The organism is Pseudomonas sp. LS-2, from assembly GCF_003605735.1.
Lineage (GTDB): Bacteria > Pseudomonadota > Gammaproteobacteria > Pseudomonadales > Pseudomonadaceae > Aquipseudomonas.
Window position 1 is genome coordinate 218,103 of sequence record NZ_QXTJ01000016.1, and the last position, 12,941, is coordinate 231,043.

Consider the following 12,941-nt stretch of genomic DNA (forward strand, 5'->3'; position numbering starts at 1 on the left):
TCGATTTCCATACGTTCAGGGGCTGGTTGACAGGGCATCACTTGTCACGGGCCATGCAAAGGGCCAGCATATTGGCTTCTGCCTTTTATCTGTCGTTCATGATTATGAAATCATTGCGTTGTATCAGTCTGTTGATGGTGGCGTTGCTGAGTGCCTGCGATGCTGACAAGACACCTCCGCCGCCTCCGAAGGTGACGGCCGTAGCACCTGTCGTGGCACCGGTCGCGGCGCCACAGAGCAAGGGTGTGCCGGCGCCAGAGCCTATTGAACAGGCCGCCGCAGATGCGCCAGCCGTCCACGCATTGACGCCCAATGTTCCGACCGTCCGGGTGGTTGCCGCGAGCAAGCCAGATGCCGGTAAGTCTGAATCGGCTGCCAAAAATTCCTCGCCCTCCAGAACGACGGACATTGAGCAGCGCGCTACGAGTGCGAATGCCAGATCCGCCAAGGTCAAGGCGGATAATGCCGAGATTGCGAACCGTGCACCGGTCGCGAGTAAGAGCAAGACCCCCGCTCAAGTCGTCAAGGATACGCATCTGCCGAAAGCGTCCCTGGACCTGAGCCTGCCGCCGGAGATGGTCAAGCAACTGACACCTCCTGCCAATGTCATCACTGCCGGTCCAAAGACCAAGGCCCCGGCAGCCGCTGGCAAACCTCTGTTGCCCAAGTTGTTCCCGGACAGCAACGCAGAGTCGGATTTCGAGCTTCAAGGTCGACTGCTGAGCAACGAAATGCAGCTGCAGTTGCGCAATGAAGCACGCAAGGAAGTCGACGGCGCTGCCGTGGATTTCACGTTCAAGCAATGAGTGGGACAGTGTTGCGAAGCTGATCCAGCGTTTTCAAACGCACGTTTTAGCGGGTAAGATCCCGTCGTCTCTCATAGCCTTCCTAAGGAAACTTTCATGGAATGCCGTCCGGGCTGTGGCGCTTGTTGCATTGCCCCCTCAATCTCGTCGCCGATCCCCGGTATGCCTTATGGCAAGGCCGCAGGCGAACGTTGTCTGCATCTTTCAGTCGACATGCTTTGCCAGATATTCGGGCAGGTTGATCGGCCTTTGGTGTGCAGTCGTTTCGGCGCGGATCCCGAGGTGTGTGGCAGCAGTTCCGAGGAGGCCATCCGCATACTGGGGTGGTGGGAGCAGGCTACCGCGGTCGCGTGAATGCGACCTGTAGATGATCGAGACCACTGAACTTCAGACAATAAGGAATACAACAATGAGTTCGCTGTACCGGATTGCGTTTGGAATCGGCATCACTGTACTGGTCGCGGGTGCCGCACAGGCCGATGACTGGAAAGTGGCCAAAGATGAGGATGGCATCAAGGTATCCCTGAGCGATGTTGCAGGGTCGCAGTACAAGGCCTATCAGGGAGTCACGACGATCAAGGCGAGTGTCGCCAAACTGCGCGGCCTGCAAGAGGACGTGGCGGGCGCGTGCGCCTGGGTTCACGAATGCAAATCGCAGAAGGTCCTCAAGCATGAGGGTGACAAGACCTGGACTTATACCCAGTTCAACACGCCCTGGCCGGTTACGCCTCGTGATTCGGTCCTGGAAATCACCACGGTCGAAGGTGCCGATGGCAGCCTGACGCGTAATCTGCTTGGTCAGCCCAAGTACGTTCCGGAAGAGAAGGGGTTCGTGCGCGTGGCTCAGGTCGAGGGGTTCTGGAAAATGGTTCCCAGGGGCCCGAATGAAACGCAAGTGACCTATCAGGTTCACACCGAGCCGGGCGGCAGCGTGCCGTCGTGGCTTGCGAACAAATTCGTCGTCGATGCGCCGTTCAATACGTTGAAGGCTCTCAAAGAGCGCGCCGAATAACCGCGGCTCGTCCATACAGTTACTGCGAAACTAAAAAAGGCTGCCATTGGCAGCCTTTTTCGTGATCGGTGTCGCTTGCTTGCGTTCGTGCTTACTTGCGCTCGGCCAGCGGAACGATGTCGCGAGAGACTTCGCCGGTGTAAAGCTGACGCGGACGGCCGATCTTGTACGGGCTGGACAGCATTTCTTTCCAGTGCGAGATCCAGCCGACAGTGCGCGCCAGGGCGAAGATCACGGTGAACATGCTGGTCGGAATGCCGATCGCCTTCAGGATGATGCCCGAGTAGAAGTCGACGTTCGGGTACAGCGAGCGCTCGATGAAGTACGGATCGGTCAGTGCGATCTCTTCGAGGCGCATCGCCAGTTCCAGCTGCGGATCGTTGGTGATGCCCAGCTCGCGCAGGACTTCATCGCAGGTCTGCTTCATCACGGTGGCGCGAGGGTCGCGGTTCTTGTAGACGCGATGGCCGAAGCCCATGAGCTTGAACGGGTCGTTCTTGTCCTTGGCCTTGGCGATGAATTTGTCGATGTTCGAGACATCGCCGATTTCATCGAGCATGGTCAGCACCGCTTCGTTGGCGCCGCCGTGAGCAGGGCCCCACAGCGCGGCGATGCCGGCAGCGATACAGGCGAACGGGTTGGCACCCGAGGAGCCGGCCATGCGCACGGTGGAGGTCGAAGCGTTCTGTTCGTGGTCGGCATGGAGGATGAAGATCCGGTCCATGGCCTTGGCCAGCGTCGGGCTGATCGGTTTGATCTCGCACGGCGTGTTGAACATCATGTGCAGGAAGTTTTCCGCGTAGCTCAGGTCGTTGCGTGGGTACATCATGGGCTGACCCATGGAGTACTTGTAGACCATCGCCGCCAGCGTCGGCATCTTGGCGACCAGACGGATCGCGGAGATTTCACGGTGCTGCGGGTTATTGATGTCCAGCGAGTCGTGGTAGAACGCCGAGAGGGCGCCGACTACACCACACATGACGGCCATCGGGTGGGCGTCACGACGGAAGCCGTTGAAGAATGTCTTCAGTTGCTCGTGCACCATGGTGTGGTTCTTCACGGTGACCACGAACTGAGCTTTCTGCTCGGCGGTTGGCAGTTCGCCATTGAGCAGCAGGTAGCAGGTTTCGAGGTAGTCGGACTGCTCGGCCAGTTGCTCGATCGGGTAGCCACGGTGCAGCAAAATGCCGTTGTCACCGTCGATGTAGGTGATCTTGGATTCGCATGAGGCGGTCGACATGAAGCCTGGGTCGAATGTGAAGCGTCCGGTGGCGGTCAGGCCGCGTACGTCGATTACATCGGGACCAACGGTGCCGGTCAGAATGGGCAGCTCGACGGGGGCAGCGCCCTCGATGATCAACTGCGCTTTTTTGTCAGCCATGTGGCCTCCTATTTATGCTTCAAATCATCAGACAGGCCCCCCACGCAGGGCCCGCACCACTATAGTGAGATAAATTCTAAAGTCAATTTGCCAAAAGTCTTGTAGCAGAAGGCTTTAAGCCGATGTTTTCCGCGAATTTCCCTGCCGTTTACGCCTTTTATTCAGCTAAAGCAATCCGCCATTAGGGGAGGGTCGGTGCGTTGTCATTAGTTGGCTAACTGTCTATACTCGGCACCCGACCGCCAGGGGCTTGCAGGCCCGTTTTTCTGGGGGTCGTCACTCCGTGGGTAGTGGGTACCTGACCAGTGCACTTCCCAACAACTTTGCCCTGATTGTTAGGGGCTCTTCAGTGTGAAAAAAGCCGTGAATAGCCAACGACCTGTAAACCTAGACCTAAGGACCATCAAACTCCCTGTCACTGCTTACACGTCCATTCTCCACCGTATCTCCGGTGTCATCCTCTTCGTCGGCATTGCCATCATGCTTTATGCATTGGACAAGTCGCTGAGCTCCGAGGAAGGCTTCGCTGCGGTGAAGGCTGGTCTGACCAGTCCTCTGGCCAAGCTTGTGATCTGGGGCCTCCTGTCCGCCCTGCTTTATCACCTGGTGGCGGGTATCCGTCATCTGATCATGGACGCGGGCATCGGCGAGACGCTGGAAGGCGGCAAGCTGGGCTCTAAAATCGTTATCGCCGTGTCGGTGGTGGTAATCGTTCTGGCGGGAGTATGGATATGGTAACCAACGTCACAAACCTGTCTCGTTCGGGCCTCTATGACTGGATGGCGCAACGCGTCTCTGCGGTCGTGCTCGCGGCTTACTTCATTTTCCTCATCGGATACCTCGTCTGTAACCCGGGTATGGACTATGCCCAGTGGCACGGTCTGTTCGCCCATACGGCAATGCGCATCTTCAGTCTGCTGGCCCTCGTTGCCCTTGGCGCTCACGCCTGGGTCGGCATGTGGACCATCGCGACCGACTACCTGACGCCGATGGCGCTGGGCAAGTCCGCGACCGCTGTGCGTTTCCTTTTCCAGGCTGTCTGCGGCATTGCGATGTTCGCTTACTTCGTCTGGGGTGTGCAGATTCTTTGGGGTATCTGATTCATGGCTAACATTAATACCATTTCATTCGACGCCATCATCATCGGCGGCGGCGGTGCGGGCATGCGTGCTGCATTGCAGCTGGCTCAGGGCGGCCACAAGACCGCCGTAGTCACCAAGGTCTTCCCGACCCGTTCGCACACCGTTTCCGCGCAAGGTGGCATCACCTGTGCCATCGCTTCGGCCGATCCGAACGATGACTGGCGCTGGCACATGTACGATACCGTCAAGGGTTCCGACTACATCGGCGACCAGGACGCTATCGAATACATGTGTCAGGAAGGCCCGGCTGCGGTCTTCGAGCTGGATCACATGGGTCTGCCGTTCTCCCGTACCGAAACCGGTCGTATCTATCAGCGTCCGTTCGGTGGTCAGTCCAAGGACTTCGGCAAGGGCGGTCAGGCTGCCCGTACCTGCGCGGCATCCGACCGTACCGGTCACGCACTGCTGCACACCCTGTATCAGGGCAACCTGAAAGCAGGCACGACCTTCCTCAACGAGTACTACGCAGTCGATCTGGTGAAAAACCAGGACGGCGCGTTCGTGGGTGTGATCGCGATCTGCATCGAAACCGGCGAAACCATGTACATCAAGGCCAAGGCCACTGTACTGGCGACCGGTGGTGCTGGCCGTATCTACGCCTCTACCACCAACGCCCTGATCAATACTGGTGACGGTATCGGTATGGCACTGCGTGCCGGTGTTCCTGTTCAGGACATCGAAATGTGGCAGTTCCACCCAACCGGCATCGCCGGCGCAGGTGTACTGGTGACTGAAGGTTGCCGTGGTGAAGGTGGTTACCTGATCAACAAGCATGGCGAGCGTTTCATGGAGCGTTATGCTCCTAACGCCAAGGACCTCGCGGGTCGTGACGTCGTTGCGCGCTCCATGGTCAAGGAAATCATCGCCGGTAACGGCTGTGGTCCTAACGGCGACCACGTGATGCTCAAGCTCGACCACCTGGGCGAAGAAGTCCTGCACAGCCGCCTGCCAGGTATCTGTGAATTGTCCAAGACCTTCGCTCACGTCGACCCTGTCGTTGCGCCGGTTCCTGTGGTTCCGACCTGCCACTACATGATGGGCGGCGTTGCCACCAACATTCATGGTCAGGCAATGACCATGGACGCCGAAGGCAAGGACCAGGTTATCCCGGGTCTGTTCGCGGTAGGTGAAGTGGCTTGCGTATCGGTCCACGGTGCCAACCGTCTGGGTGGCAACTCGCTCCTCGACCTGGTGGTGTTCGGCCGCGCTGCCGGCCTGCACCTTGAAAAAGCGCTGACCGACGGCATTGAATACGACGACGCTACCGAAGCCGATATCGAAGCTGCCCTGGCGCGCCTGAACGCACTGAACGGCCGTACCGACGGCGAAGACGTTGCGTCCCTGCGTCGCGAGCTGCAGAGCTGCATGCAGAACTATTTCGGCGTGTTCCGTACCGGCGAATACATGCAGAAAGGCATTGAGCAACTGGCCGATCTGCGCGCGCGCATCGCCAACGTCAAGATCAACGACAAGTCCCAGGCGTTCAACACCGCGCGCATCGAAGCGCTGGAGTTGCAGAACCTGCTGGAAGTTGCCGAAGCGACCGCGATCGCTGCTGAAACCCGTACCGAGTCCCGCGGCGCCCACGCCCGTGAAGACTTCGAAGATCGTGATGACGTGAACTGGCTGTGCCACACCCTGTACTACCCGGGTGAAAAGCGGGTTGCCAAACGTGCAGTCAACTTTGCGCCGAAGACAGTACCGGCGTTTGAACCGAAAATTCGGACTTACTAAGGGTGGCCGCTATGTTGAAAGTCGAAGTTTATCGTTACAACCCGGACACCGACTCCGCACCCAAGACCCAGGTCTTCGAAGTCGATACCGGTGGCAAGGACCTGATGGTGCTGGACGTCCTGGCGCTGATCAAAGAGCAGGACGAAGGTTTCTCCTATCGTCGCTCGTGCCGTGAAGGTGTGTGCGGTTCCGATGGCATGAACATCAACGGCAAGAACGGCCTGGCGTGCATCACGCCGCTGTCGTCCGTGGTCAAGAACAACAAGCTGGTCGTGCGTCCGCTGCCTGGCTTGCCGGTGATTCGTGACCTGGTCGTCGATATGAGCATCTTCTACAAGCAGTACGAGAAGGTGAAACCATTCCTGCAGAACGACACCCCGGCTCCGGCCATCGAGCGTCTGCAGTCGCCGGAAGAACGTGAGAAGCTGGACGGTCTGTACGAGTGCATCCTGTGCGCTTGCTGCTCGACTTCCTGCCCGTCGTTCTGGTGGAACCCTGACAAGTTCCTCGGTCCAGCTGCGCTGCTGCAAGCCTATCGTTTCCTGGCTGACAGCCGCGACACCAAGACCCAGGAGCGTCTGGCGTCGCTGGACGATCCGTTCAGCGTGTTCCGCTGCCGCGGGATCATGAACTGCGTGAACGTTTGCCCGAAAGGCCTGAACCCGACCAAGGCCATCGGTCACGTTCGCAGCATGTTGCTGTCCAGCGGTGTCTGAGTTCGTTGCACCTGTTACACCTGCAGTACTGAAGCATTTGAAACTGTTGTACCCGTAAACGCTGCGGCGCAGGCTTCAACCGGCGCCGTAGTTTTAACCTGAGCAGCAGTCACATGGCTGCGGCTCTTATTTTGAAGAAATGAGACCAGCAGGGGCATCCGGGCTGGTACCCGGACTATCTGCGTGATTCCAGCTGGCTTGATACAGTCGCTGCACATGGGCTTTTCAAGTTTGCTTCGGTGTCGACGCCGATGGTGTCCCCTAACCGAGGGTGACCAAGCATGCAAGAAAGCGTGATGCAGCGCATGTGGAACAGCGCCCACCTTTCCGGTGGTAACGCTGCCTATGTGGAAGAGCTCTACGAACTCTACCTGCACGACCCTAACGCTGTGCCAGAAGAGTGGCGCACCTACTTTCAGACGTTGCCCGCTGACGGCAGCACTGCCACCGATGTATCGCACTCTACGGTTCGCGATCATTTCGTGTTGCTGGGGAAAAACCAGCGCCGCGCTCAGCCGGTCTCCGCCGGTAGCGTGAGCAGCGAACACGAGAAGAAGCAAGTCGAAGTGCTGCGACTGATCCAGGCATTTCGTATGCGCGGCCATCAGGGTGCGCAACTCGATCCTCTGGGTTTGTGGAAGCGTACTGCGCCAGCTGACCTGTCGATCGACCATTACGGTTTGACCAACGCTGACCTCGATACCACCTTCCGTGCCGGCGACCTGTTCATCGGCAAGGAGGAGGCGAGCCTACGTGAAATCGTCGACGCTTTGCAGAAGACATATTGCCGCACCATCGGCGCCGAGTTCACGCACATCGTCGATTCCAACCAGCGCAACTGGTTCATGCAGCGCCTCGAAAGCGTGCGTGGCCGTCCAGCTTACTCCGCCGACATTCAGAGCCATCTGCTCGAGCGCGTCACCGCGGCCGAGGGTCTGGAAAAGTACCTGGGTACGAAATACCCGGGCACCAAGCGCTTCGGTCTGGAAGGCGGCGAAAGCCTGATCCCGATGCTGGACGAACTGATCCAGCGTTCCGGTTCCTACGGCACCAAGGAAATCGTCATCGGCATGGCCCACCGTGGCCGTCTGAACGTCCTGGTCAACACCTTCGGCAAGAACCCGCGCGAGCTGTTCGACGAGTTCGAAGGCAAGAAGAAGGTCGAGCTGGGTTCCGGTGACGTGAAATACCACCAGGGCTTCTCGTCCAACGTGATGACCACCGGTGGCGAAGTCCACCTTGCGATGGCATTCAACCCTTCGCACCTTGAGATCGTGTCTCCTGTGGTAGAAGGCTCGGTGCGCGCCCGTCAGGACCGTCGTAACGACGCCACTGGCGAAAAAGTACTGCCGATTTCCATCCACGGTGACGCTGCGTTCGCAGGTCAGGGTGTGGTTCTGGAAACCTTCCAGATGTCGCAGACCCGCGGCTTCAAGACTGGCGGTACGATCCACATCGTGATCAACAACCAGGTTGGTTTCACCATCAGCAACCCGCTCGATGCGCGCTCCACCGAGTACGCGACCGACGTTGCCAAGATGATTCAGGCGCCGATTCTCCATGTGAATGGCGATGACCCTGAAGCCGTCATGTTCGTGACCCAACTGGCCATCGACTACCGCATGCAGTTCAAGCGTGACGTGGTGATCGATCTGGTCTGCTACCGTCGTCGCGGCCACAACGAGGCCGACGAGCCAAGCGGTACCCAACCGCTGATGTACCAGCAGATCTCCAAGCAGCGCACCACCCGTGAGCTGTACGCAGACGCCCTGGCTGCCAGCGGTGCCATCAGCGCTGAAGCGGCTCAGACCAAGGTCGACGAGTACCGCAATGCGCTGGACAACGGCATGCATGTGGTCAAGAGCCTGGTCAAAGAGCCGAACAAGGAATTGTTCGTCGACTGGCGTCCATACCTGGGCCACGCCTGGACCGCACGTCACGACACGCGTTTCGACCTCAAGACTTTGCAGGAACTGTCGGCCAAGTTGATGGAACTGCCGGAAGGCTTCGTGGTTCAGCGTCAGGTCCAGAAGATCTACGAAGACCGCCAGAAGATGCAAGCCGGTGGCCTGCCGATCAACTGGGGCTATGCAGAAACCATGGCCTACGCCACCCTGGCGTTCGAAGGTCACCCGGTGCGTATCACCGGTCAAGACGTCGGTCGCGGTACGTTCTCGCACCGTCACGCCGTCCTGCACAACCAGAAAGACGCCACTACCTACGTTCCTCTGCAGAACCTGTATGCCGGTCAGCCTCGCTTTGACCTGTACGACTCGTTCCTGTCGGAAGAAGCGGTACTGGCATTCGAATACGGCTACTCGACCACTTCGCCAAACGCGCTGGTGATCTGGGAAGCCCAATTCGGTGACTTTGCCAACGGTGCCCAGGTCGTGATCGACCAGTTCATCACCAGCGGCGAGCACAAATGGGGCCGTCTGTGCGGTCTGACCATGCTGTTGCCTCACGGCTACGAAGGTCAGGGTCCGGAGCACTCCTCGGCACGTCTGGAGCGTTACCTGCAACTGTGCGCAGAGCACAACATTCAGGTGTGCGTACCGACCACCCCGGCTCAGATCTACCATCTGCTGCGCCGTCAGGTGATCCGTCCGCTGCGCAAACCGCTCGTGGTTCTGACGCCCAAGTCGCTGTTGCGCCACAAACTCGCAATCTCGACGCTGGAAGATCTGGCCGAAGGTTCGTTCCAGACTGTCATCCCGGAAATCGATACCCTCGATGCCGCCAAGGTGACTCGTCTGGTCATGTGCAGTGGCAAGGTGTACTACGACCTGCTGGAAAAACGCCGTGCCGAAGGCCGCGAAGATATCGCCATCGTGCGTATCGAGCAGCTCTACCCGTTCCCGGAAGATGACCTGATGGAGGCCATCGCGCCTTACACCAACCTGACCAACGTGGTCTGGTGTCAGGAAGAGCCGATGAACCAGGGCGCCTGGTACAGCAGTCAGCATCACTTGCGCCGTAGCATCGGCAATCACAACCGCAACCTCGTTCTCGAGTATGCCGGCCGTGATGCTTCTGCTGCTCCTGCTTGTGGCTACGCTTCGATGCACGCCGAACAGCAGGAAAAACTGCTGAAAGACGCGTTCACTGTTTAACGCCTTCGCGCACTAGAAACCGAATTAAGGAATTACAGACAATGGCTATTGAGATCAAAGCCCCCTCTTTCCCGGAATCCGTTGCCGACGGCACCATTTCCAAGTGGCACAAACAACCGGGCGAAGCGGTAAAACGTGACGAGCTGCTGGTCGACATCGAAACCGACAAGGTCGTTCTCGAAGTCCTGGCCGAAGCCGACGGCGTATTGGCATCGATCGTGAAAGGCGAGGGCGACACCGTCCTGTCCAACGAACTGATCGCAACCCTGGATGCAGGCGCTACCGCATCGGCCGCTCCTGCTGCCGCTGCTGCTCCGGCTCCGGCTGCTGCGCCTGCTGCCTCCGCCGCACCTGCTCCTGCCGCTGGCGACGAAGACGCCATCGGCGCTCCGGCTGCCCGCAAGCTGGCTGAAGAAAACGGCATCGCGCTGTCCAGCGTCAAAGGCACCGGCAAAGACGGTCGCGTCACCAAGGAAGACGTCGTAGCTGCCATCGAAGCGAAGAAATCCGCTCCGGCCGCCGCACCTGCTGCCAAGCCTGCCGCTCCGGCCGCCGCTGCTCCTGTGTTCGCCGCTGGCGACCGCACCGAGAAGCGCGTTCCGATGACCCGCCTGCGTGCCAAGGTTGCCGAGCGTCTGGTCGAAGCCCAATCGACCATGGCCATGCTGACCACCTTCAACGAAGTCGACATGACTGAAGTCATGGCCCTGCGTTCGAAGTACAAGGATCTGTTCGAGAAGTCCCATAACGGCGTACGCCTGGGCTTCATGTCGTTCTTCGTCAAGGCTGCCACCGAAGCGCTGAAGCGCTTCCCGGCCGTCAACGCGTCGATCGACGGTTCCGACATCGTCTACCACGGCTACGCCGACGTGGGTGTTGCTGTTTCCAGCGACCGTGGTCTGGTGGTTCCGGTTCTGCGTAACGCAGAGCAGATGAGCCTGGCTGAAATCGAAGGCGGCATCGCCACCTTCGGCAAGAAAGCCCGTGACGGCAAACTGTCCATCGACGAGATGACCGGTGGTACCTTCACCATCACCAACGGTGGTACTTTCGGTTCGATGATGTCGACCCCGATCGTCAACCCGCCACAAGCGGCGATCCTGGGCATGCACAACATCGTTCAGCGTCCTATGGCGATCAACGGTCAGGTTGTCATCCGTCCGATGATGTACCTGGCACTGTCCTACGATCACCGCTTGATCGACGGTAAAGAAGCTGTGACCTTCCTGGTGACCATCAAGAACCTGCTGGAAGACCCGGCTCGTCTGTTGCTGGATATCTGATTCAAGGCAGTCGCAAGCCGCACGCGCCAAGCTGCAAGCAACAGCAGCCTGGCGCTCGCGCTTGAGGCGTCGCAACATCCCAATAACAGGCTGCAACTTGTCTGTAGAGCAACACGGATCAGCTTGCAGCTTGTGGCTTGAAGCTCGCAGCTAAAGAGGAACTCTTTGTATGTCCCAGAAATTCGACGTGGTAGTGATTGGCGCAGGCCCTGGCGGTTATGTTGCCGCCATCAAGGCCGCGCAACTTGGTCTCAAGACTGCCTGCATCGAGAAGTACCAGGATAAAGAGGGCAAGCTGGCTCTCGGCGGTACCTGCCTGAACGTAGGCTGCATTCCTTCCAAGGCGCTGCTGGACAGCTCCTGGAAATTCTACGAAGCCAAGAACCAGTTCAACGTGCACGGCATTTCCATCTCCGGCGACGTGCAGATGGACGTCCCGGCCATGGTTGGCCGCAAGTCGCAGATCGTCAAAGGTCTGACCGGCGGTGTGGCCAGCCTGTTCAAGGCCAACGGCGTCACTTCCCTGCAAGGTCACGGCAAACTGCTGGCCGGCAAGAAAGTCGAGCTGACCAAGCCTGACGGCACCACCGAAGTCATCGAAGCCGACAACATCATCCTGGCTTCCGGCTCGCGTCCGATCGACATTCCACCGGCCCCGGTCGACCAGAATGTCATCGTCGACTCCACCGGTGCCCTGGAATTCCAGACCGTGCCTGAGCGTCTGGGCGTTATCGGCGCTGGCGTCATCGGCCTTGAGCTGGGTTCGGTATGGTCGCGTCTGGGTTCCAGGGTTACCGTTCTTGAAGCGCTGGAGAAGTTCCTGCCAGCCGCTGACGAAGCCGTGTCCAAAGAAGCTCAGAAGACCTTCACCAAGCAGGGTCTGGACATCAAGCTGGGCGCTCGCGTGACTGGCTCGAAAGTCAACGGCAACGAAGTTGTCGTCAACTACACCGACAAGGAAGGTGAGCAGAACATCACGTTCGACCGCCTGATCGTTGCCGTAGGCCGTCGTCCGGTGACCACCGATCTGCTGGCCTCCGACAGCGGCGTCGACATCGACGAGCGCGGTTTCATCTTCGTCAACGATCAGTGCGAGACCAGCGTCCCTGGTGTCTACGCGATCGGTGACGTGGTCCGTGGTCTGATGCTGGCACACAAAGCCTCGGAAGAAGGCATCATGGTGGTCGAGCGCATCAAGGGTCACAAGACTCAGATGAACTATGACCTGATCCCTTCGGTTATCTACACNGCGTTGAGGTTAACGTCGGCAGCTTCCCGTTCGCGGCCAGCGGCCGTGCAATGGCGGCGAACGACACTGGCGGTTTCGTCAAGGTCATCGCTGATGCCAAGACCGACCGTGTACTGGGTGTACACGTCATCGGCCCAGGCGCAGCAGAGCTGGTTCAGCAGGGCGCGATCGGTATGGAGTTCGGCACCAGTGCCGAAGACATCGGCATGATGGTCTTCTCCCACCCGACGCTGTCCGAAGCGCTGCACGAAGCTGCTCTGGCTGTGAATGGCGGCGCCATCCACATCCAGAACAAGAAAAAACGCTAAGAAAAAACCACGGCGGTCCGCCCGTCGTAAGCCTTGTTCGCAGGGCTTACCGCGGAAGGTCCGTCGGACTCGAACTCCCGGCGGGTTTCGAACCGGCATTCAATTGCAGGGGCGGGACCTCACGGGAGAAGCGGTCACAGGTGGTGCGGCACGCCTAGACGAGCAGCACCGAATGCGCAGTACCTAACGAAGACGGT

Annotated in this window: 11 protein-coding genes and 1 pseudogene; 11 read left to right on the forward strand and 1 reads right to left on the reverse strand. The window is 59.0% G+C overall.

Annotated elements, in window-relative coordinates; all coding sequences use genetic code 11:
• Positions 1–104: 104 nt before the first annotated feature.
• From D3M70_RS11705 to D3M70_RS11715, 3 genes are all read left to right on the forward strand, one after another.
• Entirely contained in the window at positions 105–806 is a 702-nt protein-coding gene (locus D3M70_RS11705; protein WP_120125916.1) for a translation initiation factor 2, read from the forward strand.
• A 96-nt stretch (positions 807–902) separates the two neighbouring features.
• Complete coding sequence (locus D3M70_RS11710) at positions 903–1,160, forward strand: YkgJ family cysteine cluster protein (RefSeq protein WP_120125917.1); 258 nt, start codon at positions 903–905, stop codon at positions 1,158–1,160.
• A gap of 55 nt (positions 1,161–1,215) precedes the next feature.
• On the forward strand, positions 1,216–1,818 hold the full coding sequence (locus D3M70_RS11715) for an START domain-containing protein (RefSeq protein WP_120125918.1): 603 nt from the start codon (positions 1,216–1,218) through the stop codon (positions 1,816–1,818).
• A 91-nt stretch (positions 1,819–1,909) separates the two neighbouring features.
• Here D3M70_RS11715 and gltA read toward each other — a convergent pair whose 3' ends face one another.
• Positions 1,910–3,199 (reverse strand): citrate synthase, encoded by a 1,290-nt coding sequence (gltA, locus tag D3M70_RS11720; protein WP_062381071.1) that lies wholly within the window; start codon positions 3,197–3,199, stop codon positions 1,910–1,912.
• Between the two features lie 351 nt (positions 3,200–3,550).
• Here gltA and sdhC point away from each other — a divergent pair, with 351 nt between their 5' ends.
• The 8 genes and pseudogenes from sdhC to D3M70_RS33065 all read left to right on the forward strand — a co-directional run.
• A complete protein-coding gene (gene sdhC, locus D3M70_RS11725) occupies positions 3,551–3,937 on the forward strand; it encodes a succinate dehydrogenase, cytochrome b556 subunit (protein WP_177418405.1) in 387 nt (128 codons plus the stop codon).
• Complete coding sequence (gene sdhD, locus D3M70_RS11730; protein ID WP_120125920.1) at positions 3,931–4,299, forward strand: succinate dehydrogenase, hydrophobic membrane anchor protein; 369 nt, start codon at positions 3,931–3,933, stop codon at positions 4,297–4,299. The genes sdhC and sdhD overlap by 7 nt, the downstream gene beginning before the upstream one ends.
• Before the next feature lie 3 nt (positions 4,300–4,302).
• Positions 4,303–6,075, forward strand: coding sequence for a succinate dehydrogenase flavoprotein subunit (gene sdhA / locus D3M70_RS11735; RefSeq protein WP_120125921.1), 1,773 nt, complete (start codon positions 4,303–4,305; stop codon positions 6,073–6,075).
• An 11-nt stretch (positions 6,076–6,086) separates the two neighbouring features.
• Complete coding sequence (locus D3M70_RS11740) at positions 6,087–6,791, forward strand: succinate dehydrogenase iron-sulfur subunit (protein ID WP_120125922.1); 705 nt, start codon at positions 6,087–6,089, stop codon at positions 6,789–6,791.
• Positions 6,792–7,072: 281 nt separating this feature from the next.
• Positions 7,073–9,904: a 2-oxoglutarate dehydrogenase E1 component gene (locus D3M70_RS11745; protein ID WP_120125923.1), complete on the forward strand. Its 2,832-nt coding sequence runs from the start codon at positions 7,073–7,075 to the stop codon at positions 9,902–9,904.
• A gap of 41 nt (positions 9,905–9,945) precedes the next feature.
• On the forward strand, positions 9,946–11,187 hold the full coding sequence (odhB, locus tag D3M70_RS11750; protein ID WP_120125924.1) for a 2-oxoglutarate dehydrogenase complex dihydrolipoyllysine-residue succinyltransferase: 1,242 nt from the start codon (positions 9,946–9,948) through the stop codon (positions 11,185–11,187).
• Between the two features lie 169 nt (positions 11,188–11,356).
• A partial coding sequence (locus tag D3M70_RS11755; RefSeq protein WP_256659819.1) for an FAD-dependent oxidoreductase occupies positions 11,357–12,435 on the forward strand: 1,079 nt, incomplete at its 3' end.
• Position 12,436: 1 nt separating this feature from the next.
• A pseudogene (locus D3M70_RS33065) lies at positions 12,437–12,744 on the forward strand (dihydrolipoyl dehydrogenase); the annotation flags it as partial.
• Between the last annotated feature and the right edge of the window lie 197 nt (positions 12,745–12,941).

What these genes read in the sequence shown, in the direction of transcription:
- D3M70_RS11705 (WP_120125916.1), top strand. Translation starts at nt 105, where the DNA reads ATGAAATCATTGCGTTGTATCAGTCTGTTGATGGTGGCGTTGCTGAGT.
- D3M70_RS11710 (WP_120125917.1), top strand. Translation starts at nt 903, where the DNA reads ATGGAATGCCGTCCGGGCTGTGGCGCTTGTTGCATTGCCCCCTCAATC.
- D3M70_RS11715 (WP_120125918.1), top strand. Translation starts at nt 1,216, where the DNA reads ATGAGTTCGCTGTACCGGATTGCGTTTGGAATCGGCATCACTGTACTG.
- gltA (WP_062381071.1), bottom strand. Translation starts at nt 3,199, where the DNA reads ATGGCTGACAAAAAAGCGCAGTTGATCATCGAGGGCGCTGCCCCCGTC.
- sdhD (WP_120125920.1), top strand. Translation starts at nt 3,931, where the DNA reads ATGGTAACCAACGTCACAAACCTGTCTCGTTCGGGCCTCTATGACTGG.
- sdhA (WP_120125921.1), top strand. Translation starts at nt 4,303, where the DNA reads ATGGCTAACATTAATACCATTTCATTCGACGCCATCATCATCGGCGGC.
- D3M70_RS11740 (WP_120125922.1), top strand. Translation starts at nt 6,087, where the DNA reads ATGTTGAAAGTCGAAGTTTATCGTTACAACCCGGACACCGACTCCGCA.
- D3M70_RS11745 (WP_120125923.1), top strand. Translation starts at nt 7,073, where the DNA reads ATGCAAGAAAGCGTGATGCAGCGCATGTGGAACAGCGCCCACCTTTCC.
- odhB (WP_120125924.1), top strand. Translation starts at nt 9,946, where the DNA reads ATGGCTATTGAGATCAAAGCCCCCTCTTTCCCGGAATCCGTTGCCGAC.